Raw genomic sequence first — 23,351 nt, 5'->3', positions numbered from 1 at the left:
TTTAACATACTTTTGCTATCACTTATGTAGATATGTTTATTTTAAATACAATCATCTTCTAGAAATCTCATAATTAATGATCAAAAAAGTAAATCAGCACACCTTCCTAAAGATGTGCTGATTTGTGTATTATTCTTCAATTACTTTCGGGCTATCGGATACGGCTTCAACATAGTAAGTTTTAATCTTTTCTCCGTGTTTTACTTTGATCTCCCAATTGGCTTCGAGTACTTGCACATTGGGTTCTTTCACAACCGTGTAGTAACCAAGTCTTGCGTTAGTGACTTCATCGTTGCGTTTAAGGTAACGGTTAAAGTAAAGGGCTTCTATTGCGCTTCTCGCCGTATTCACTTGTTTTTTCTCGTTGTTAGCACCTTCTGATGGTGTGATAGACTTCATTGCTGTTTGTTTATAGCTTGAAGCTTTGCCATCATTATTTATATTAAATTCTAATCTCGCTTTGTTGTTATTCATTATTGGATAATCATCGTAAGTTTGTTCAAACGTTACATTTTTGTTATCTATATTACTCATCTCATAGTCTTTGCCTTTATACACCTTATCTTTGACATATGTCTTTAAGTCGGTGTATTGGTCATTGCTGACATCGATAGGACTACTGATGTCACCTTTAGCCATGGCACCTGACTGTTCACTCGATATATCAGAATGTGCCTTAGCATAGGATGAAAAATCAAATGAACGCGCAGTTAACAACTGCATTTTTAAATTTCTAACACTTGGGAGGTTATCTGGAATTTTAATTTCTTCTTGTTTAAAATCCACAGCATTTTCAACTTCGCTATCATTGATATGTGATTTATTCACCTTATCGATGTAGATAATAACTAAGCCAATATTTACTAGAATAAAGACGAAAATAAATAATGTTTTTGTACGTTTCCAGTTCATTTATTCTAGCCCCCCATCACTGTATGCACGCCATTCACCATCATATTGTACATACCATTGTGGTTTAAATTCACTATTGCGTTGGATTTCAATATCAGTATTGTCTGGTTTATTGTTCATATTGTAGCCGATAGTCATGTTTGTTACTTCTTCAAAGTTAATCTCTGGATTATTTGCTAATTCTGCGCGTACAGTCTCAGCACCAGGTAGTTTAACCTCATCTTCACCACTATCAATCGTTACATTTGCTTTCAATAGCGCTCGTGCATAACTAAATACACCTTTATCGCCCCATGATACTTTAATGTTGTTAAGATCATCGTTATTAAATGTTGGGCGACCGTTTAAGAACATTTGATATGTCAGTTCACCAGTCTTGTTATCCACATTGAATAACCTAAAATCATCTGTAAAGCCACCGTGGTTATTTATATAATCATAAGTACTTGGTATGCTTTCTTTCATATTAGTAGAACGATTTTCATCTTCTGAGAGATTAGTATAGCGATATTTTTCGCTATCATCACTATAATTGGCAACGCCCGTATTATTATTATATGTTGCGTTACCACTTTTCGAACTACGCACAACAACAGAATCATTAAATAGTATTGCATTCATCGTATCTACACTAATGCGATTATAAATGGTGTGGTATGATTTCAACCCTTTAGGGGCTTTTGGTGCGAAAATATGTGTAGCCTTATCAATCGTATCTTTATTCGTAATAATCTCTGTGTAAGGCTGCATATTTTTCTGTTGCTGCTTCATTACCTTTTCAAATTGGCTTAATTTAGCAGATGTTGTCATACGCACAACGTTATGGCGATCTTTACTAATCGCATAGAGCTTCACTGTACCATCTTTATCATTGTCGACGATTAAGCGATCGAATTTAAAATTGTTTGGCACTTTGGCGTTAATATTCAAGGCTTGACCTAAATAAGTTGCTAGTGGCATGTCATACGTAAAATCCAATATTAAAAAATCATCACTAAGATCTGGAATAATTAAATTATGGTTACTGTGCATTTGCTCTGAACGTAATACACGATGGTTCTTTAATGGTTTCAATGTTGCTTCTATATTACTTTTCGTCGCTTCCATACCTTGAGAATCTTCACCTTTAGAGTGAATTAACTGATAGGGTGTGACCACCTTATCCATTCCTTGATCCAATGGTTTACCTATCGTCTTAGCTTCTGTTTCTTTATCATTATCTTGCTTATCCACATTGGCTAAATCAGGAGAGAAATTCCAGGTCATATATGTTAAAACAGCACTCATTAATACAAGAAGGATAAGGATTATGGATTTGATTAACTCTTTACTCCGCATCCCAATCACCATCTTCTAAGACTTCACATGGAAGTGTAATAAAGATTGACGTTCCTTGTCCTTCTACACTGTTCGCCCATATACGGCCATTGTGAGCTTCTACAATTTCTTTAGATATAGCTAATCCTAGACCTGTACCACCCATCTTACGCGTACGTGCTTTATCTACACGATAGAAGCGGTCAAAGATTTTATCCACTTTATTGATTGGAATACCAATACCATTATCTTTCACACGAATCGTCATACGATTGTATAACGCGTTCTGTTTCACGTGAAACTCAACACGTTTATCACCACGTGAATATTTCATCGCATTGGTAATAACGTTATCAAACACTTGTGTCATCTTATCTGGATCAATTTCAGTAAAGATGGTTTGTTTTGGAATTTCACGGATAAATGTCGTATCTTTCGCAGACATCTCGTGACGGTTAATGATTTTATTGATAAACATATTAAAGTCGACGATTTCTTTAGTAATTTGGTCAGATTCATTGTCCATCTTAGATAATTGTAGTAAATCGTTTACAAGACGAATCATACGTTCTGTTTCTTCACGTGTAACGGATAGGAATTGTGGTGCTAGGTGGTCATCTTTCCACGCGCCACCTTCTAATGCTTCGATATAACTGTTCATCGAAGTCAATGGTGTACGTAATTCGTGAGACACGTTAGCCACGAATTCACGACGTTCTCGTTCAACTTGTTGTTGTTCAGTTACATCATGTAGCACGGCGATATAACCTGTGACAAAGCCGGTTTCTTGAACAATCGTACTAAAGTTAACTCGAACGATAATGCCTTCCGTCTCATTGATGTCTAACAAGAAGCTATCGTTATTCTCTTGAATTTCGTCTAATGAGAAATCTTCTTCAAGATTTAATACGTTAAGCATATAATCGCCAATAATTTCTTCTTTCATTGTCCCCATCATCGTTAATGCCATGTCATTAACAATACGTATACGTCCGCGGCGATCTGTTGCGATAATACCGTCACTCATGTGAGTAATAACGGAATCAAGACGCCGTTTCTCACTTTCAGTATTTGCTTGTGCTTCTTGTACACGTTTAGATAGGTTATTAAAGGCGAGTGCGAGCTCACCAATTTCATCGTTACCATAAATTTTCACACGTTGCGTATAGTTACCTTTAGACATTTCTACGGTCTGATTCCGCATGTCTGTAATTGGTTTCGTAATTGTACGTGCAATAAAGAATCCGAGGATTACCGTAATTAACAATGAAATCCCTGTACCAACAATAAAGATTTGATTGATATTACTTAGTTGGTTATATACATCATTGATATCTGCTTCGATATAAACGTCACCGATCGTACCATCGTTAGATGTTTTAACAGGTAAGTTATATACCCAGACACGCTGTTTACCATTACCGTAGTCTTTTAATACGGTATGGCTATTGATTTCACCTAGAGACAGTGCTTTTTGAATAGAATTATCATTAGCTTTTTGATTTATTAGACTACGCGTAGACTGCTTTGAAGTAGCCATGATAATCTGATCTTTATCAATAAAGCGAATTTCTTCTATTTCTTGTCTATTAGCATACTCATTCAATAAGTTTTGAACTTCTTTTTGAGCATTTACCGAATTATCTTCGTCGTAGACCTTTTCGATATTAATTTCTATTTGCTTCGCGTATTGCGAAATATTATTTTTAAATGTTTGTGTTAATTCTTTTTCAAGACTATTCGTAAAATATAAACCGATAATTTGCATACCGATTATAATCAGCAATACATAGACGATAACAAGTTTCGTGTGTAAGGATTGAAAGTGTTTGAGCCATTTCATCTAACATAGCCTCTAATCATGTTGTTGGAGGAAATATCCAACACCACGGCGTGTCACAATATATTCTGGATGAGATGGATCATCCTCAATTTTTTCACGTAAGCGTCGAATTGTAACGTCTACAGTACGCACATCACCAAAATAGTCATAGCCCCAAACGGTTTGTAATAAATGTTCGCGTGTCATGACTTGACCCATATGTTTAGATAAATAATGGAATAATTCGAATTCACGGTGTGTTAATTCGATGTCACCGCCACGTTTTTTAATAGAATAAGCATCTGGATAGATAACGATATCTTTAATAGTAATTTCATTAGATTCGTCGTTAGTTTCTTGTGCTGGTTGTGAATAATGACGACGTAAATTTGCTTTCACACGTGCGATTAATTCACGTGTGCTGAATGGTTTCGTCACATAGTCATCAGCACCAAGCTCAAGACCTAATACTTTGTCTATTTCTGAATCTTTTGCAGTTAACATAATGATTGGCATTTCATATTTTTTACGTACTTCACGGCAGACTTCCATGCCATCACGACCAGGTAACATGATATCTAACAACACGATATCTGGTTCTTCATCATATATTAAGTCTACTGCATCATTTCCATCATAGGCACAAAATACCTCGTACCCTTCTTTTTTTAAATTAAATTCTAAAATGTCAGCAATTGGTTTTTCATCATCGACTACAACAACTTTTCTAGCCATATTTTATAAACCTCATTTCTATATTGTAGTACATTTACATTAAATTCTACGCACATCTCTATAATATAATTTACCATTTATGGCACTTCAATTCTATTTTTCTAAATAAAAAATTAAAATTGTATATTGTAAAATTATAACATTATTGCTATAAAATGGGTACTTTTCGAGTCATGAATAGATATATCTAGTCTAAACAATATTACGTTTACGTTCGAATTAATTGCTTACACAATCTACTTACGAAATAAAAAACTACTTTTTTCTATATTAAATACTTATTAATTCTTTTTAACCTGACGTAACTACAAAAACATTATGCTTGTTAAACTAGTCATTTATACTGAGGTCATATCATGTAGTAATTAAAAAATTATATACAAAAAAATGCCCATCCTATTGGATGGGCATTATACGGTCTCGACGGGAATCGAACCCGCGATCTCCTGCGTGACAGGCAGGCGTGTTAACCGCTACACTACGAGACCTAAAAAATGGTGACTCCTACGGGACTCGAACCCGTGTTACCGCCGTGAAAGGGCGGTGTCTTAACCGCTTGACCAAGGAGCCTCTCTTAAGCACAAAATATATTATACCAACTCTTTTACAGTATGACAAGCTCTTTTTTAAATTAAATTAGTATAATTTTCTATCTTAATTGTATAATGTGTAGCTTTTTTACCTATACCTGCAAAAAACTATAAAAATGTGATGAACCCCCGACAAAATCATGCTTAAAATTCAAAAATCACTCCTAAAATACTAATAACAATGTATCGAACTTTAATATTAAATCTATTTATTAAATTTGAAATATTTTATGTTTTCTATGTATTTTGATAAAATAATTAAATAATACATATGAGGAGGCACTCAATTGGCAAAAGTACTATTTATTAACCCAGGTTCTGCCGGACATGTAAATCCAACAGTAGCCGTTTGTAAAACATTAGTAGAGAAAGGTGAAGAAGTTGTATATTACGCAACTGATAAATTCACAGATAGGCTTCAGGATATTGGCGTAGAAATACGTACATTTAATTCAGACGACATGATGGCTCATTTTTCAACTTATGGACGTGATAACCTTTTTAATGTCATGAATGGATTATTGAATACCACAGATTTGTTCTTACCAAAAATATTAAAAGAGATTAAAGATGAACATTACGATTATATGATTTATGATTCTATGTTTGGATGCGGCTATATGCTGGCTCAAAAATTAGGTATCCCTGCTATTTCTTCTATTACAACATTTGCACATACTAAAGATTCCTTTGATCAATTCACAAATCAATTGAACATAAACTTGAGTACTGAAGCAAAAGATGACGCAGACAAAGCGTTTACTACTTTAAAGACACATCTAGAACAAACTTATGATATTTCAATTCCTTCAAGATTTGAAGTGATGAATAATCCAGGTGACTTAAATATTTCATACGTTACGCGAAACTTCCAAATCCACCCTGATACATTTGATAGTAATCGCTATTTCTTTGCTGGGCCATCTGTCATCTTGCCACAACCATCGAATTTCATGTCAGAAATTGATCAGTCTAAGCCTATCATCTATATTTCTTTAGGTACTGTTTTCAATGAAAATATACCATTTTTCAATAAGTGTTTTAAGGCATTAGCTGATATTGATGCCACAGTTGTTGTTTCTATTGGAGAAACGAATCGTATAGAGGATTTTGATGAGGCACCTTCCAACTTTGTCATAAAGTCGTTTGTACCTCAAATTGAATTACTTCAATACACTTCATTGTTCTTAACACACGCAGGTATGAATAGTGCGAATGAAGCAATTATGATGGGTGTCCCTATGTTAGCTTTTCCTCAAAATGCAGACCAACCCGTTGTAGCTCAACAAATAGAAAATTTAAATATCGGACAGCAGTTAAATTCCGAAACTTTTACAGTAGAACAATTGAAACAAACCGTGTTAATGATGCTTGATCATTTAGATGAATATCAAGACAATATAGCTATGATCAAAGACCCTTCACATAGTGAACAATATGGCTATGAGTTAGCCGTTAATAAAATTCTAGAATTTCGTGACACACATTGCATGATACAAAAATAAATATACAAAAAAACCTTGTAGCCAAAATCATTTTTAGAAAAATGAGCGACTACAAGGTTTTTTTTAATAAAATTTAAATGGCACTAATTGCTTACCATAACGAGTTTAATAAGTTTGTTTGATTACGGTCTGGTCCTACTGAGAAGATAGAAATCTTAACATCACTTAACTCAGATATACGTTCTAAGTATCTACGTGCATTATCAGGTAATTCATCTAATGATTGACAACCAGTTACATCTTCTGTCCAACCAGGCAATGTTTCAAAGATTGGCTTACAACGTTGTAAGTCTTTCAAGTTTGCTGGATATTCAGTGATTTCTTTACCGTCTAACTCATAGGCAGTACAGATTTTAACTTCTTTTAGACCTGTTAACACATCAATAGAGTTGATTGATAGGTCTGTAATACCACTCGCACGGCGAGAGTGACGTAATACAACTGAATCGAACCAACCTACACGGCGTGGACGACCTGTAGTTGTACCGTATTCACGGCCTATTTCACGGATATGGTGCCCGTCATCATCAAATAGTTCAGTTGGGAAAGGACCATCGCCTACACGTGATGTATATGCCTTACATACACCAATGACTTTAGATACGAATGTTGGACCTACACCGCCACCAACAGTAACGTTACCGGCAACTGGGTTACTTGAAGTAACGAATGGGTAAGTACCATGATCGATATCTAGCATTACACCTTGCGCACCTTCGAATAATACTTTTTCTTCTGCAACAAATGCATCATCTAAAACTTTTGCAGTGTCAGTAACGAATGGAGCTAAACGTTGGCCGGCTGCATAATAAGCTTCAAAGATTTCATCAAATGATGGACATGGTTTACCAAACATGCCTTCGAAGTACGCACCTTTGTATTCAATATTATCTTTTAATAATCTTTCGAATGTTTCTTTGTCTAATAAATCGGCAACACGAATACCAATACGTTGTGCTTTATCTACGTAAGCAGGGCCAATACCTTTTTTCGTTGTACCAATTTTATTATCTCCACGACGTTCTTCTTCATATTCATCTTGTTTAATATGGTAAGGTAAAATAACTTGTGCTCTATTTGAAATACGTAAGTTATCTGTCGAAATACCTCTTTCATTTAAAGCGTCTAATTCTTTTAATAGTGCCACTGGATCTACAACGACACCGTTACCAATAACTGCTAATTTTTCTTTATAAAAAATACCAGATGGCACTAAGTGTAATTTATATGTTTCTCCGCCAAATTTAATAGTGTGACCAGCATTATTACCACCTGAAAAACGTGCAATAACGTCTGCTTGTTCTGCTAAGAAATCTGTGATTTTACCTTTACCTTCGTCTCCCCATTGTGTCCCAACTACTACTATTGATGACATGTGAGCACCTCCAAGTTTTCTCGATTAACCATTACGTATTTTACCAATACACAGGATAGATTGCAAACCAAAAATCGAACATTGATTGCCAATGATTCTCTCTAATTATTAAAAAACATCAACTAACCTGCATGCACCTTTAAACTAGTGATACCATAGTTTTATCGAACTAATTTGTAAAATAAAGACACATACTTACTTAAAAATCTATGAACCAATAACAAGTAAAAACCGTACAATAAAACAAATTAATGTTTCATTGTACGGAAAATATTTTTTATAATTTTTTATCCCATTTCAGCATGTGCATAGTCTATATCTGTAAATTTGTTGTATTGTTTCATAAAATGCAGCTTCACTGTTCCTGTAGGACCATTACGTTGCTTAGCGATAATAATTTCAATTTCCCCATTGTCATCATTGGTTTGAGGTTCGAAATTAGTGTCATCATCGTCCTCTTCATCTTCACCACGATTATAATAATCATCACGGTATAAGAAAGCGACGATATCTGCATCTTGCTCGATAGAACCTGATTCACGAATATCACTCATCATCGGTCGTTTATCTTGACGTTGTTCAACGCCACGTGATAACTGACTCAGTGCAATAACGGGGCATTCTAACTCTCTAGCAATAGCCTTTAATGTACGTGAAATCTCAGAAACTTCTTGTTGTCTGTTATCTGAAAAGCGTGAGCCACTACCTGAAATTAATTGTAAGTAATCAATAACAACCATATCTAAGCCGTGCTCTTGTTTTAAACGACGGCACTTAGAACGAATGTCTGTAATACGAATACCAGGTGTATCGTCGATAAATATCTTAGTACGTGATAGTTTACCAACCGCAATAGTAAATCGATTCCAGTCTTCTTCAGTCATCATACCTGTTCTCAGGCGGTTTGAGTCCACATTTCCTGAACTACAAATCATACGTGTTGCAAGTTGATCTGCACCCATCTCTAGCGAGAATATGCCTACTGAAAAATGATCTTCGTGTGTTGCAACTTTTTGTGCAATATTAAGTGCGAAGGCAGTCTTACCTACCGAAGGACGTGCTGCCAAAATGATTAAATCATTGCGGTTAAACCCTGCTGTCATCTGGTCTAAGTCTCGATATCCTGTAGGTATACCTGGAGTTTGACCACTGTTTTGATCTAATACTTCTGCATTCTCATATACTTCACCAAGTACATCTCGAATGTCCTTAAATCCATCACTTTCACGTGAGGATGATAATTCTAATATACGACGTTCAGCGTCGTTAAGTATCGTATCTAGTTCCAGCTCATCATTATAACCATCATTTGCAATACTATCTGCCGCTTGTATTAATTTACGCTTAGTTGCATGCTTAAAAACAATCTCGGTATAGTATTGGATATTACGTGTTGTCGGCACATTACTTGATAATTCTGCAAGATACTGAGGACCACCCGCTTCATTCAATCGACCTTCTTGTGCCAATTGATCCATAATGGTTACAACATCAATATCTTTATTATCTTCATTGAGGTTCATCATCGCTCTAAAGATGTGTTGATGTGCACCTCTATAAAATGACTCAGGAAGTAGTACTTCCTGAGTTGTGTTGATTAATTCTGGATCTATGATAATGGCACCTAAGACAGACTGTTCAGCCTCATTACTGTGTGGCATTTGATTTTGTTCATACATTCCATCCATTGTGATTACACCTCATATCTCAATCCACTATTATTGTTCAACTGTGTGTACACGAATAGTACCTTCAACTTCTTTATCTAGTTTCACTGGTACGTTAGTGTAACCTAATGCATGGATACCATTTGGTAAGTCCATTTTACGTTTATCAATTTTAATGTTGTGTTGTTCTTGTAACGCTTGTGTGATTTGTTTTGTGCTTACTGAACCAAATAATTTACCGCCTTCGCCTGTTTTAGCAGACACTTCGACTTCAATTTCACTTAATTGTGCTTTTAATTGTTTAGCATCTTCAATTTCTTGTTGACGCTCTGCTTCAGCAGCTTTATTTTTTTGTTCTAATTGTTTTAAATTACCAGGTGTTGCTTCTATAGCGTAATTTTTCTTTAATAAAAAGTTATTTGCATAGCCTACTGGTACATCTTTAACTTCGCCTTTTTTACCTTTACCTTTTACATCTTGTGTGAATATTACTTTCATGCATTTTCACTCCTACTCGTTTGTTCTGTTATAGCTTGTTGTAATTTTTCTATTGCTTCATCCACGGTTACATCATTTAACTGTGTAGCTGCATTAGTTAAATGACCACCACCGCCAAGCGCTTCCATCGTTAACTGTACATTGACAGCACCAAGTGAGCGGGCAGACATACCTATTACATTTTCTTCTCTTCTTGCAATTACATATGAAGCCTCTACACCATCTAAACTTAACAGTTCATCGGCAGCTTGTGCAACTGTAATAGGATGATAAATTTTATCGTTCGAACCGTGTGCTATGGCGACGCCATTTTCTTGCAGTTTCACTGTTTGAATCAACTCTGTACGATTGATATACGTATCAATATCATCTTTCAAGAAATGCTGTGTCAGTATTGTATCTGCACCGTGCGCACGTAAATAACTTGCTGCATCAAAGGTTCTAGAACCTGTTCGTAACGTAAAGTTACGTGTGTCTATAATAATACCAGCAAACATGACTGTCGATTCTAAGCGTGTTAAACGTTGTTCTGTCGGTTGATACTCAAGTAACTCTGTGACAAGTTCTGCTGTTGAACTTGCATATGGTTCCATATAAACAAGTAACGGACTCGAAATAAAGCTTTCACCACGTCTATGATGGTCAATAACCACTTTACGGTTAGCTTTATTTAAAATATTCTCATCGATGACCATTTCAGGTTTATGCGTATCAACTATGACTAATGTTGTCTTAGATGTCATAATGTCCCATGCTTCATCCGACGTGATAAAACGGTCTTTTAATTCTGGTTTTTCATTTATTGCATCCATGACACGTCGTAATGTTGGATCAATGTCAGAATCATTTAAGACGATATAAGCGTCTAAGTTATTCATCATTGCAAAACGTGAAACGCCAATTGCGCCACCGATTGCATCTAAATCAGGGCGTTTATGTCCCATGATGATAACTTTGTCACCTTCCATCAGAATATCTTTAAGCGCATGTGATATAACACGTGCTCTAACACGTGTACGTTTTTCCATTGGGTCTGTCTTACCGCCATAGAAACGTACATTTCCGTTTATATTCTTGATAGCAACCTGGTCGCCACCACGTCCTAGTGCTAAGTCTAGACCTGATTGTGATAGTTCCCCTAAATCTATTAAATCTTCTGAGCCTTCACCGACACCAATACTTAAGGTTAATTGTGCACGGTAACCGACGCTTTTTTCACGCAACTGACTTAAAATACTAAAGTTTGTTGCTTCTATATTGTTTAATATATCTTGATTTAAATAAGCAACGAATTGATCAGAGCTATAGCGTTTAAAATAAATATTATGCTCGCTAGCCCATCTACTAATCACACGTGTAACCATTGAGTTAATCTCTGATTTTTGTGTGTCGTTCATATTTTGCGTAATCTCGTCATAATTATCTAAGAACAATGTAGCAATAATCGGCTTAGAATCTTCATATAATTTATTTATTTGTACTTCTTCAGTAATGTCAAAGAAATACAATACATGTTCTTTTTCAGAATAACGTACGCGGTAATGGTACTCATTTTCAGAAATCTCAACTTCTTGTGTTTTTTCTAACTGTTTTAAGATATTAGGATATACTTCATTAACTGGATCGGAAATTACATTACGCGTTAAGCGTTCCGACATAAATTTGTTCATCCACTCTATGTTCTCATTTTCATCTAAGATAATCATACCGATTGGCAAATTTTTAATTGCGATATTATTGCCTGCCGAAATATGGCCACTTAGATTATCAACATAGCTATCTAGTTTCTGTAAAGCTCGTCTTACCATTATTGCTGTCCCTACAATAATAATCACTAATACAACTGTCGCTATGCCTGCAATGAGTTGGTTAAAAATAAACCAAACTACTACAAGTGCAATTGCTGTGAGCGCCATAATAATAAATGGTAAAACTAACGCTTTTTTAGTGGATTGACGGTTCATTCTTCCACCTCAAATCATTTTTTAATGATACTTTTTAAGTTAATACACAAATCTATAACACCCAGGAGACTTACAATATGTGTTAATGGCATTAAAGCTGTCCCTATCACCATTAGTAACACAGAAAGTGCGGTTGGCATTGATTTTGCCTTTCCGAAAAAGTGAATAACACTTAACCCCTGAATATACATACATAATGATAACACAATTTCAAAGTTTAAAACGATACTTTGGAAAGTCCCTGGTTGGCTCGCAAACATAACACAAATCAAGACAATAATATACATCCATAATAGTGAACGCTTCATTTGCCAAGCATATAATGGTTTAAATATTGGTGTAGCGATTTTGAACTTACGTAAAATTGGAAAAGTAATAATTAAATTGATTAAAATAAGTAGAAATACTGTGATAATGACATAACTTGGTAACTGAACTGACATTTGGCGGAAGCCTTCTTCAAGCATTTGCTTATATTCTGCACTTCCCGCAATTCCAGAAACAACGTTATGCATGTAATCTTTCACTGGTTTCATCAAAACTGTAGAACTTGGTATTTTATCAAACGTTTGTAGTCCCATAAACGCAATTAACGAGAACATACTAATATATGTAGTTGTGATATAAAGTATGCGTTCTTTAGATGTACGTTCTTTTAATAATTGGCCGATAACAAAACTCACTAAGAGTATGATGACCATGGTGCTCAACACAAATATATTACCTAATAATGTTGTTAATACCACTGTAATGACTGCTGTTAAACCAAATGATTCAATAGACTTATGCCATAAGATAATGCCTGGAATTGTTGCAAAGATACCTAACACCAGGCCTAACGGAGGTAATATATGTAAAGCTAAAGCCACTACGATTAGAGTTAGTATACTAAGCACAGTTACTTTAGGATATATTTTTGAAAACAAATTCGCCACTCCCATACTATTTTTGACTATAACTATTATTTTAACCTCTTTAAAACTTTTATACAATTATTGGCAATCCAAATACAGAAGTTAACGATATACTATAATTTCCTATTTATAAACGTATAAATGATTGAATTAATCAGCACTTCACAATATTCCCTTTCTAACGCTACTACTTTAGCGTCACTTTACGTCATCACATCTTCAATGATTGTATAAAAAAAGATGTACTATACGTCAGTCTCCCCTATCGAAAGTAGTCGTATAGTTACATCCTAAAAACGCATATAATAGCGTTGTTAAATCATTTTCTTTTAATTTTATATACTTTTAAGAAGTGATATAAATTAGGAGCCCAATCATTAAAATTCAGTAAAAAACCGTCATGACCTACGTTATCTGGAACAAAGAAATGTTTGTGATATTTAAAACGATTTCCCACGGCACAAACTAAATCATCTGGATATAACAAATCATCTGTGAAGCCCATCGTCATTACTTTAGTGTCCAGGTTACTAAATACTTCATCTACATCATTACGTCCTCTATCTACATCATGACTATCTAAGACGTCTAGGAGTGTTAAATAGCATAAAGAATCAAAATGATTCATAAATTTATTACCTTGATGTTTTTGATAAGTCACCACTTGATTTGGGGAGAAGCGTTTATCATAACTTTTAGACGAACGGTATGTTAAAAACCCTAACTGTCTTGCAATGCTCATGCCCTCTTTATTGTCTAAATGAATCGCCTGTCTTGCTATTTCATTAAACGCACGACTGTAGGACGACGTTTTATCTGTAGCTGCGAGAATCACTGCTTTTTCAACATTAAATTTACGATTATATAATAATTCTATTGCTTGCATGCCGCCTAACGAACCACCGATTAATATATTAATCCTTTCGAAACCTAATGTTTCAATACCTAATTCTATGGCACGCACAATATCTCTTAACGTTAGTGACTTAGGAAAGTTTGCATCTGTTAATGCAGAACTTGAACCATAAGGACTTCCAATAACATTAAATGTCAAAAATTGATAATCATTTACAGGCATATAACCGCCGTCAATAATTCCTCTCCACCATCCAGGGTTTTCATTTGTACCATACGTTAAGTGATTACCTGTTAGAGCATGACAAACCACTACAAGTGGTTGGCCTTTTAACCCTACATGTTCATAACGTAACTTTAAGTTTGAGATGAATTCACCTGACTCTGTTGTGAATGGCCCTAGTTCTAATGTATCAACCGTATAATTCGTCATGTTTTACCTCCTACTTAGTAAAAAAACTCCTCACTCATAAAATAAGTAAGAAGTTAAAAGTACTTATCATTCGAGTGTATCGATGGTATTAGCACCGTACTTTATAAGCCGGTTGCTGAAGCGTCCACGGGCCAAGTCCCTCAGCTTCTCGAAATAAGATTTGATTTTAATTGTATTAAAGATAAACTCATAAATTGAGATAAAATTAAAATGATAATATAATCTGAAATATCTTAATTTTCTAATTATTTATAGTTTAACGGATAATATAACTTACTTCAATAGGATTGTCTAAAATACCCAACGTAACACCGCCATAATAATAATGCCACTAATTATAGTAATTGTTAAACTACGTGATATCACAGCAATGACAATAGTCGGGAGCATCGTAATTAGAAATGGCACGTTGATGGTATAACCCATCACTCCTTCTTGTTGCTCTATTAATCCATCGATAATTAGAGCAGTAAATAATGTAATCGGTATAAATGAAAGCCATTTAATCACACGTTCAGATAACTTTATTTTAGTTATCAAAATAAATGGAATAATGCGTGTTAGCCACGTTACCACGCCACATAGCACGATGATTGTTAGCATATGTATCGTCGTTGTCATCGTTCCATCACCACCCCAATCAGTGCTGCAATAGTTGAAGCTAATATGATAGCTAAATATGAAGGCATAAACAAACTTAAACTAAGCATCATTACAATTACACATATAATCAATACAAAATAAGTATTGATCTTTGAACGTCTAAGCGATTCAAATTGCGAGACAGCTAAGAATATAAACATAGCAGTAATCGCAAAATCTAATCCCAATGCTTCTGGTTGATGTATGTATTTACCAAAGACTGCACCAATAATACATGCAAATGTCCAAAAAACATATGCTGTTATATTTAGTCCGTGCAACCAACGATCATTAATCTTTTTACCTTTCAAATGTGGCGTAATGGCTACACCAAATGTTTCATCAGTTACTAATGTAGAAAGACCAATTCTATTTAATAAACTGTAATTTTTATAACTTGGAGCAAGCGTCATACTTAATAAAAACATCCTTGAATTCACAATAAATGTCGTCAATATAATTGCAGATATGGGCGTGCCTGAAATAACAAGTGCACAAATAATAAACTGTGCCGCACCCGCATACACTAGCAAGCAAAGTAAAATAATTTCCAACATACTAAAGCCTGAAGCTACTGCAACAATTCCAAAAGACAGACCAACACCAGCATAACCTAACAAAGTAGGAATACACTCTTTTACACCTTGTTTAAAAGTTACGTGTGCCTCATTTCCCATTTCCCCACCCTCTCATCTCAAAAGCTAAAAACAGTAAATTCATTCTAATACAACAATAGAAAGACAATCAATGTTTTTAGACAACGGTTTGTGTGACGTTAGACTTACGGTAGTCTTGTATTATTGTTACAACAGCACTTATACCATTCCATAATTTTGTGTTATATGTTAGACACCCCTTGAAGAACTCAATATTTTCAATCAGATTAACTACTTTAATAGTTAAGATTTTATGTGTTTCTTATAGTTAAATCACACTACTTTCACCCTCCCCTACCCTCTCCATATATATAAAAAAGTGCGTAGCTAATACTTTAACTACGCACTTTTTAACTATTTACATTTATTTAATAGGACGGATGACTGTTTTCCCACCCATATATGGAACTAATGCTTCTGGTATTGTTACAGAACCATCTTCATTTTGGTAATTTTCAACTATTGCAGCAAACGTACGTCCTACTGCTAAGCCACTACCATTAAGCGTATGTGCTAATTCTGGTTTAGCATTTTTATCACGTTTAAAACGAATATTTGAACGACGTGCTTGGAAATCAGTAATATTTGAACAAGAACTTATTTCTTTATATTCATTATAGCTTGGCAACCAAACTTCTAAATCATAAGTTTTACTTGAACCAAAACCAATATCACCTGTACATAAAATAACACGGCGATACGGTAAGCCTAATTCTTCTAAAATTGCTTCTGCATGCTCAGTCATCTCATCTAAAGCCTGCCATGAATCTTCTGGCTTTTCAAAACGAACCATTTCCACTTTATCGAATTGATGTAAACGGATAAGACCTCTCGTATCACGACCAGCTGATCCCGCTTCACTACGATAGCACGCTGATTGGGCAGTGAATTTAGCTGGCAATTCATCTGGTCCGATAATTTCGTTACGGTAATAATTTGTCAGTGGTACCTCTGCAGTTGGTATAGTATATAGTCCTTCTTTTTCAACTTTAAACAAGTCTTCTTCAAACTTAGGTAATTGACCAGTACCATACATTGAATCAGCGTTAACTAATTGTGGTACCATCATTTCTGCATAACCATGTTGCGTTGTATGTTTCGTAATCATATAGTTCATCAATGCTCTTTCTAATTGTGCACCTTCGCCTGTTAAGAAGACGAATCTAGCTCCAGATACTTTAGCTGCACGTTCAAAATTAACCATTTTTAATTCTTCTACTAAATCCCAATGCGCTTTTTCTTCAAAATCAAAAGTTCTTGGTGTCCCCCAACGTTTAACTTCTACATTATCTTCGTCTGTAGCTCCTTCAGGCACATCATCATGAATAATATTTGGAATACGTGATAATTTATCATTAAGATTCACATCAACTTGATTAAGTGTGTCATCTAAAACTTTAATTTCATCACCAAGTTTACGCATTGCTGCGATTGCATCATCAGCATCTTCTTTATTGCGTTTCTTCTGAGCAATTTCACCACTAACTTTATTACGTTCAGCTTTCATTTCTTCAGCTTTACTAATTAACTGACGACGCTGTTCATCTAATTCTAGCACTTCATCTACTACTGTATCTTCCATACCGCGCTTAGCTACTTTTTCTTTAACGAAATCAGGGTCATTACGAAATAACTTAATATCTAACATAACTTCATCCATCCTTTCAATTTTAAAAATTTGGGATAAACACGCAAAAAAGACCACATCCCTCTACAAGGGACGTGGTCTACGTGTTGCCACCCTATTTAACAGTCTAAAATAATTAGACTGCACTCTCACAAAAATAACGGTTAAATCCGGTTGTTCACTTATAGTAGGTAGATTCACATTAACTTTGGCTACCTGTTCACACTCCACACAGGCTCTCTGAAACCGAAAAATTAATACTACTTATCCTACGAACAATAATTTATTAAGTTAAATTAAATATAGCAAATAACATCATTTTTTTCAAGAGTGATAGTATTTATGTCGCTTATATCTCGTCCATATAAGCAACATCGCGTAAATATTGTGATACTGCTTCAATATCTTTATGAAATTGTCTATCTTCTGTGATAGATGGCACAATATGACGTAGTTCTTGATACTTTTCATACGTCTTAGGTGATAACTTATCAATGTCTTTATATTCTACGGCTTGCAGAGCAATGATTGTTTCAATAGCCAATACACGACGAGCATTTTCGATCATTTGATAACCATGTCTTGAAGCTATAGTCCCCATGGAAACATGATCTTCTTGATTAGCAGAAGACGGTATAGAATCCACACTTGCTGGATGCGCGAGTGTTTTATTTTCTGAAACAAGACTTGCTGCAGCATACTGCATAATCATTGCACCACTTTGTAATCCAGGTTGAGGACTTAAAAAGGCAGGTAGCCCATTATTTAATTGAGGATTTACCAAGCGCTCTAGGCGTCGCTCTGAAACGTTCGCTAATTCACTTACACCTAGTTTTAAAAAGTCTAAGGCAAACGCTATAGGTTGACCATGGAAATTCCCTCCTGAGATAACAAGTGTTTCATCATCTTCATCAAATATAAGTGGGTTATCATTTGCAGCATTCATTTCAAACTCTAATTTTTCCTTTACATAATTGAATACTTGGAAGCTAGCACCATGAATTTGAGGTATACAGCGCAAAGTATATGCATCTTGTACACGTATTTCACCTTGAGTAGTGGTCAATTCTGAACCTTCCAACCAATCTAACATTCTCGCCGCAACATCTATTTGTTCTTGGAAATTACGAACTTTATGTACCTTTTCATTATAGGCATCTGTAATACCATTTAAAGCTTGATGTGTAAGGGAGGCAATCCATTCCGCCTGATAACCTAAGTCTTCCGCTTCAATATAATTAATAACACCTTGAGCAGTCATGGCTTGTGTACCATTAATCAACGCAAGACCTTCTTTGGCTTGTAACTCTAATGCTTTGTGATTTAACTGATTTAAGACATACCGGCTGTCTACTTCTTCACCTTTATAAAAGACATTTCCTTCTCCTATTAGGGCCAAAGCCAAGTGCGATAGTGGCGCTAAATCACCAGAAGCACCTAATGAACCTTGTTGCGGAATAACAGGTATAATTCTTTGATTGATGTAATAAACTAGTTGTTTTACTAAATCTATGGTTGCACCAGAATGCCCTTTTAATAATGTATTCAATCTTAACACCATCATCACTAATGCCACTTCTTCTGAAAATGGTTTACCTATACCACATGCATGTGAACGAATTAAATTGACTTGTAATTGGTTGTATTCTCCTTCGTCTATACGTACATCACTAAATAAACCAAAGCCGGTTGTAATTCCATAAATTGTTTCTTTATTCTCTATAATATCTTCTACTGTTTGGCGACTCTTTTTCACACGTTCAAACGCATCCTCCGTAACTTCTACTTTATCTTCTCTATTTAAAAACTGTTTAATATCATTAATTGTTAACGTTTCTCCATTAAGTTGTAATGTCATTTCCCCATCTCCTTGTTTAGTAATTTTTTCTAATTATTTTGAGTATACGCTTACATTTTTACCCAAACAATAGCTTAACCAATATCCGTAACATGGTATTAAATTACTGTTTTAATGGGATAAAGCTATAATAAAAATAAGTTTATTAAAATTAATAATTTCTTAACGCTTTTAACTATTGACTAATAGGACAACCAGGTATAATATTTCTTATTGTATTTATAATTCCTATTACGAAAACAAAGGAAAAGTAACTGAAATACAAATAATTCTGCAATTGTTATAATCACTAATAAAAGCAGAACCATTATAATATGTTATCCAGTTAATTTTCTTTATTAAAATACAGAAATTTACACACATTTAGTAATTTAAGAAGGGGGTTTCAATATGGAAACTTTATCATCTGTAAGCATCCCAAAACGTAAAGATGAAACACATAAAGGCGATTATGGAAGAATTCTTTTAATTGGTGGTAATGCGAACTTAGGTGGTGCAATCATGCTTGCAGCACGAGCATGTGTATACAGTGGTAGTGGTTTAATAACAGTAGCAACGCATCCTACAAATCATGCTGCTTTGCATTCACGCTGTCCTGAGGCAATGGTAATCGATATAAACGATACAAAAATGTTAACAAAAATGATTGAAAACACAGATTGTATTTTAATCGGTCCAGGATTAGGTTGTGATTTTAAAGGTAATAATGCTATTACTTTCCTACTTCAAAATATACAACCTCATCAAACTCTAATTGTAGATGGTGATGCTATTACGATTTTCAGTAAATTGAAACCTGAGATTCCAACTTGTAAAGTCGTATTTACACCACACCAAAAAGAATGGGAACGTTTAAGTGGTATTCCAATAGAGGAACAAACATATGAGCGTAATCGTGAAGCGGTAGATCGTATTGGTGCAACAATTATACTGAAGATGCACGGTACAGAACTTTACTTTAAAGATAAAGATTACAAACTACCTATTGGTACACCAGCGATGGCCACTGGAGGCATGGGTGATACTTTATCTGGTATGATAACTAGCTTTGTTGGACAATTTAATGATATTGAAGAAGCTGTTACAAGTGCGACATATACGCACAGTTTTATTGGTGAACAATTAGCTGAAAAAATGTATGTCGTTCCACCTTCTAGACTCATTAGTGAAATTCCAATTGCTATGAAATCATTAGAAAATAAATAATATAAAAAGACCTACCTCATATGAGGTAGGTCTTTTAGTTAGAATTATTATTCTTCTTCGTTATTTTCATCAGTTCCATGATCCGCGTTATCTATATCTTCATTAACACGATCCATGAAGTCTTGTCTTATTTCTTGTCGCTCATCATTGCTTGACGTATTTTCCTCGTCTTCAACTTCTGTGTGTATTGCATCTCCAGGCGCACCATCTTCTACAACCACTTCACTGTTTTGTGAACCTTGCAAATCAGTTTGTGATGCATTGGCATTGTTTACATCAGCTGCTATAGCTTCAGTTGATTCATCATCTTCAGTAATCTCATCTTCTTCATTTACTTTAGCTACTGTTGATACAAATTGATTTTCACCTAATTTAATCAATCTTACACCTTGTGCAGCACGGCCATTTTGCGAGATATCTTCTACATCAATACGGATAATGACACCTGAGTTTGTTACAACCATCAGGTCTTCTTCTCCAGTTACTGAAGTAATACATACAATGTTACCGTTACGCTCAGTAATTGTAGCTGTTTTTATACCTTTACCGCCACGGTTTGATAATCTATAATCACCAACTGGTGTACGCTTACCGTATCCATTTTCAGTAACGACTAGAATTTCTTCATCGCTTTCAGCATTTGTAACATCTAAACCGATAACTTTATCATCTTCTCTAAGTGTAATACCTTTAACTCCTGCTGCTGTACGACCAAGCGGACGCAATGTCGTTTCGTTAAAGCGTATTAATGATGCATGAGACGTACCAATCAGAATGTCTTGCTCTCCATCAGTGAGACGAACAGCAATCAGTTCATCATCATTTTTGAAGCTGATGGCAATCTTACCGTTTTTATTAATATGAGAGAAGTTGCTTAATGCAGAACGCTTCACTCTACCTTTGCGTGTTGCAAATACTAAGTAATCATCTTCACTTTCTAAGTCTTTAACGGCAATCATAGTACTGATTGATTCGTCATTATCCAGTTCAATCGCGTTGACTACTGGAATACCTTTAGACTGACGTGATAGTTCAGGCACTTCATAACCTTTAAGTTTGTAAACGCGTCCTTTATTAGTGAAGAACAAGACGTTGTCATGTGTACTTAACGTTACGAGTTGACTAACAAAGTCTTCCTCAAGTGTATTCATACCTTGTACACCGCGCCCACCACGATGTTGTGCTCTATATGTTGAAACTGGTAAACGTTTAATATAGTTATTGTGACTTAGTGTAATCACGATTTGTTCTTCAGGTATCAAGTCTTCATCTTCAATATCGTCTAGTCCGCCAAGCTGAATTTCAGATCTGCGTTCATCACCATAGCGTTCACGTATATCAATTAATTCATTGCGGACGATTTGTAATAACTTTTCTTCATCAGCAAGAATCTCTTTTAATTCCTCAATATAGGCAATTAATTCAATATATTCAGCTTCAATCTTATCTCGCTCTAAACCTGTTAAACGTCTTAAACGCATATCTAAGATAGCTTGCGCTTGACGTTCAGATAATTTAAATTGTTCTTGTAAGCTAGCCATCGCTACTTTATCAGTTTCTGATTCACGAATTACTCGAATAATTTCATCGATGTGATCTAATGCAATTCTTAGTCCTTCTAAAATATGCGCGCGATCTAATGCTTTCTTCAAGTTATATTCTGTACGTCTACGCACTACTACTTTTTGATGCTCTAAGTATTCTTCTAAAGCTTCTTTTAGTGAAATTAATTTAGGTCTGCCGTTAACTAAAGCAATCATATTCACACCAAATGATGTTTGTAATGGTGTTTGTTTATATAAATTATTTAGTACGACACTTGCATTTGCATCTTTACGAATATCAATAACAACACGTACACCTGTACGTAAACTTGTTTCGTCACGTAAATCTGTAATACCTTCAATTTTTTTATCACGTGCTAATTCAGCAATTTTTTCGATCATACGTGCTTTATTCACTTGATATGGGACTTCAGTTACAACGATACGTTGACGTCCGCCACCACGTTCTTCAATTTCTGCACGAGAACGCATTTGAATAGATCCACGACCTGTTTCAAATGCACGACGAATACCGCTCTTTCCAAGTATAATTCCAGCCGTTGGGAAGTCAGGCCCTTGAACATCTTCCATCAATTCTGCAACAGTAATGTCCGGATTATGACTCAAACTCAATACACCATTGATAACTTCTGTTAAATTATGTGGTGGAATGTTTGTAGCCATACCTACTGCGATACCAGAAGCACCATTAACTAGTAAGTTTGGAAATCTTGATGGTAAGACTGCCGGCTCTCTCTCATTACCATCATAGTTATCTATAAAATCAATCGTATCTTTGTTTATATCTCTGAGCATTTCTAGTGTTATCTTAGACATACGTGCTTCTGTATAACGCATCGCAGCTGCGCCATCGCCATCCATTGAACCAAAGTTACCTTGTCCATCAATTAAAGGATATCGATAGCTGAAGTCTTGTGCCATTCTTACCATTGCTTCATAAATAGATGAGTCACCATGTGGGTGATATTTACCCATTACGTCCCCAACAATACGTGCAGACTTCTTGTATGACTTATCTGGTGTCATACCTTGTTCATGCAAACCATACAATATACGTCGATGTACTGGTTTCAAACCATCTCTAACATCTGGTAAAGCACGTGATACAATAACGCTCATCGCATAATCTAAAAATGATTCACGCATCTCACTCGTTATATTTCGTTCATTAATTCTTGATTCAGGTAATTCAGCCATCAAGATATCCTCC

Annotated in this window: 17 protein-coding genes, 2 tRNA genes, 1 riboswitch and 1 other annotated feature; of the genes, 2 read left to right on the top strand and 17 right to left on the bottom strand. The window is 35.1% G+C overall.

Going from position 1 to position 23,351, the window contains the following annotated elements; genetic code table 11:
• Positions 1-129: 129 nt before the first annotated feature.
• The 6 genes from ACM591_RS01325 to ACM591_RS01300 form a co-directional block, all read right to left on the bottom strand.
• Positions 130-912 carry a two-component system regulatory protein YycI gene (locus ACM591_RS01325; RefSeq protein WP_029378690.1) on the bottom strand — a complete coding sequence of 261 codons (783 nt, stop codon included), beginning with the start codon at positions 910-912 and terminating at the stop codon, positions 130-132.
• Positions 913-2,250 (bottom strand): two-component system activity regulator YycH, encoded by a 1,338-nt coding sequence (yycH, locus tag ACM591_RS01320; protein WP_069794190.1) that lies wholly within the window; start codon positions 2,248-2,250, stop codon positions 913-915.
• The gene (walK, locus tag ACM591_RS01315; RefSeq protein ID WP_038679457.1) at positions 2,240-4,072 is read right to left on the bottom strand and encodes a cell wall metabolism sensor histidine kinase WalK; all 1,833 of its coding nucleotides are present in this window, start codon (positions 4,070-4,072) and stop codon (positions 2,240-2,242) included. Before walK ends, yycH begins: the two co-directional genes overlap by 11 nt.
• A gap of 12 nt (positions 4,073-4,084) precedes the next feature.
• Positions 4,085-4,786: a response regulator YycF gene (gene yycF / locus ACM591_RS01310; protein WP_029378693.1), complete on the bottom strand. Its 702-nt coding sequence runs from the start codon at positions 4,784-4,786 to the stop codon at positions 4,085-4,087.
• A gap of 415 nt (positions 4,787-5,201) precedes the next feature.
• A tRNA-Asp gene (locus tag ACM591_RS01305) sits at positions 5,202-5,274 on the bottom strand.
• A 7-nt stretch (positions 5,275-5,281) separates the two neighbouring features.
• Positions 5,282-5,356: transfer RNA gene (locus tag ACM591_RS01300), tRNA-Glu, on the bottom strand.
• Between the two features lie 307 nt (positions 5,357-5,663).
• Between ACM591_RS01300 and ACM591_RS01295 the strand changes: the two genes are divergently transcribed.
• A complete protein-coding gene (locus tag ACM591_RS01295) occupies positions 5,664-6,881 on the top strand; it encodes a macrolide family glycosyltransferase (protein ID WP_029378694.1) in 1,218 nt (405 codons plus the stop codon).
• Between the two features lie 91 nt (positions 6,882-6,972).
• Here the strand turns inward: ACM591_RS01295 and ACM591_RS01290 are convergent, their stop codons facing one another.
• From ACM591_RS01290 to hutH, 10 genes are all read right to left on the bottom strand, one after another.
• Positions 6,973-8,256: an adenylosuccinate synthase gene (locus tag ACM591_RS01290; RefSeq protein WP_326008141.1), complete on the bottom strand. Its 1,284-nt coding sequence runs from the start codon at positions 8,254-8,256 to the stop codon at positions 6,973-6,975.
• Positions 8,257-8,543: 287 nt separating this feature from the next.
• Positions 8,544-9,944 (bottom strand): replicative DNA helicase, encoded by a 1,401-nt coding sequence (gene dnaB, locus ACM591_RS01285; RefSeq protein WP_042361712.1) that lies wholly within the window; start codon positions 9,942-9,944, stop codon positions 8,544-8,546.
• Between the two features lie 30 nt (positions 9,945-9,974).
• On the bottom strand, positions 9,975-10,421 hold the full coding sequence (gene rplI, locus ACM591_RS01280) for a 50S ribosomal protein L9 (RefSeq protein ID WP_017723688.1): 447 nt from the start codon (positions 10,419-10,421) through the stop codon (positions 9,975-9,977).
• Complete coding sequence (locus ACM591_RS01275) at positions 10,418-12,385, bottom strand: DHH family phosphoesterase (RefSeq protein WP_029378697.1); 1,968 nt, start codon at positions 12,383-12,385, stop codon at positions 10,418-10,420. The genes rplI and ACM591_RS01275 overlap by 4 nt, the downstream gene beginning before the upstream one ends.
• Positions 12,386-12,399: 14 nt before the next feature.
• Positions 12,400-13,326: a DUF2232 domain-containing protein gene (locus ACM591_RS01270; protein WP_171031829.1), complete on the bottom strand. Its 927-nt coding sequence runs from the start codon at positions 13,324-13,326 to the stop codon at positions 12,400-12,402.
• Positions 13,327-13,618: 292 nt separating this feature from the next.
• Positions 13,619-14,587 carry a homoserine O-acetyltransferase MetX gene (gene metX, locus ACM591_RS01265; protein WP_029378699.1) on the bottom strand — a complete coding sequence of 323 codons (969 nt, stop codon included), beginning with the start codon at positions 14,585-14,587 and terminating at the stop codon, positions 13,619-13,621.
• Positions 14,588-14,647: 60 nt separating this feature from the next.
• Positions 14,648-14,747, bottom strand: a riboswitch (SAM riboswitch).
• Positions 14,748-14,878: 131 nt separating this feature from the next.
• Positions 14,879-15,208 (bottom strand): AzlD domain-containing protein, encoded by a 330-nt coding sequence (locus tag ACM591_RS01260; protein ID WP_135059211.1) that lies wholly within the window; start codon positions 15,206-15,208, stop codon positions 14,879-14,881.
• Positions 15,205-15,906, bottom strand: a complete 702-nt coding sequence (locus ACM591_RS01255; protein WP_326008147.1) for an AzlC family ABC transporter permease — start codon at positions 15,904-15,906, stop codon at positions 15,205-15,207. The genes ACM591_RS01260 and ACM591_RS01255 overlap by 4 nt, the downstream gene beginning before the upstream one ends.
• A 343-nt stretch (positions 15,907-16,249) precedes the next feature.
• On the bottom strand, positions 16,250-17,533 hold the full coding sequence (gene serS / locus ACM591_RS01250) for a serine--tRNA ligase (RefSeq protein ID WP_326026086.1): 1,284 nt from the start codon (positions 17,531-17,533) through the stop codon (positions 16,250-16,252).
• 65 nt (positions 17,534-17,598) lie between these two features.
• Positions 17,599-17,799, bottom strand: a binding site (T-box leader).
• 62 nt (positions 17,800-17,861) lie between these two features.
• Positions 17,862-19,370: a histidine ammonia-lyase gene (gene hutH, locus ACM591_RS01245; protein WP_038679466.1), complete on the bottom strand. Its 1,509-nt coding sequence runs from the start codon at positions 19,368-19,370 to the stop codon at positions 17,862-17,864.
• Between the two features lie 390 nt (positions 19,371-19,760).
• Between hutH and ACM591_RS01240 the strand changes: the two genes are divergently transcribed.
• A complete protein-coding gene (locus ACM591_RS01240) occupies positions 19,761-20,576 on the top strand; it encodes an NAD(P)H-hydrate dehydratase (protein WP_042361707.1) in 816 nt (271 codons plus the stop codon).
• A 47-nt stretch (positions 20,577-20,623) separates the two neighbouring features.
• Here the strand turns inward: ACM591_RS01240 and gyrA are convergent, their stop codons facing one another.
• Positions 20,624-23,338 (bottom strand): DNA gyrase subunit A, encoded by a 2,715-nt coding sequence (gyrA, locus tag ACM591_RS01235; protein ID WP_029378705.1) that lies wholly within the window; start codon positions 23,336-23,338, stop codon positions 20,624-20,626.
• Positions 23,339-23,351: the final 13 nt, after the last annotated feature.

Source organism: Staphylococcus sp. Ze2 (assembly GCF_048568365.1).
Lineage (GTDB): Bacteria > Bacillota > Bacilli > Staphylococcales > Staphylococcaceae > Staphylococcus > Staphylococcus xylosus.
Note: the sequence above shows the minus strand (reverse complement) of the source record. Positions and strands in the feature narration are given on the sequence as shown.

Bases quoted from the DNA above. Each gene is read 5' to 3' on its own strand.
- ACM591_RS01325 (WP_029378690.1), bottom strand. From the start codon at position 912: ATGAACTGGAAACGTACAAAAACATTATTTATTTTCGTCTTTATTCTA.
- ACM591_RS01255 (WP_326008147.1), bottom strand. From the start codon at position 15,906: ATGGGAAATGAGGCACACGTAACTTTTAAACAAGGTGTAAAAGAGTGT.
- yycF (WP_029378693.1), bottom strand. From the start codon at position 4,786: ATGGCTAGAAAAGTTGTTGTAGTCGATGATGAAAAACCAATTGCTGAC.
- gyrA (WP_029378705.1), bottom strand. From the start codon at position 23,338: ATGGCTGAATTACCTGAATCAAGAATTAATGAACGAAATATAACGAGT.
- metX (WP_029378699.1), bottom strand. From the start codon at position 14,587: ATGACGAATTATACGGTTGATACATTAGAACTAGGGCCATTCACAACA.
- serS (WP_326026086.1), bottom strand. From the start codon at position 17,533: ATGTTAGATATTAAGTTATTTCGTAATGACCCTGATTTCGTTAAAGAA.
- hutH (WP_038679466.1), bottom strand. From the start codon at position 19,370: ATGACATTACAACTTAATGGAGAAACGTTAACAATTAATGATATTAAA.
- ACM591_RS01270 (WP_171031829.1), bottom strand. From the start codon at position 13,326: ATGGGAGTGGCGAATTTGTTTTCAAAAATATATCCTAAAGTAACTGTG.
- ACM591_RS01290 (WP_326008141.1), bottom strand. From the start codon at position 8,256: ATGTCATCAATAGTAGTAGTTGGGACACAATGGGGAGACGAAGGTAAA.
- yycH (WP_069794190.1), bottom strand. From the start codon at position 2,250: ATGCGGAGTAAAGAGTTAATCAAATCCATAATCCTTATCCTTCTTGTA.
- ACM591_RS01275 (WP_029378697.1), bottom strand. From the start codon at position 12,385: ATGAACCGTCAATCCACTAAAAAAGCGTTAGTTTTACCATTTATTATT.
- rplI (WP_017723688.1), bottom strand. From the start codon at position 10,421: ATGAAAGTAATATTCACACAAGATGTAAAAGGTAAAGGTAAAAAAGGC.
- walK (WP_038679457.1), bottom strand. From the start codon at position 4,072: ATGAAATGGCTCAAACACTTTCAATCCTTACACACGAAACTTGTTATC.
- ACM591_RS01260 (WP_135059211.1), bottom strand. From the start codon at position 15,208: ATGACAACGACGATACATATGCTAACAATCATCGTGCTATGTGGCGTG.
- ACM591_RS01240 (WP_042361707.1), top strand. From the start codon at position 19,761: ATGGAAACTTTATCATCTGTAAGCATCCCAAAACGTAAAGATGAAACA.
- dnaB (WP_042361712.1), bottom strand. From the start codon at position 9,944: ATGGATGGAATGTATGAACAAAATCAAATGCCACACAGTAATGAGGCT.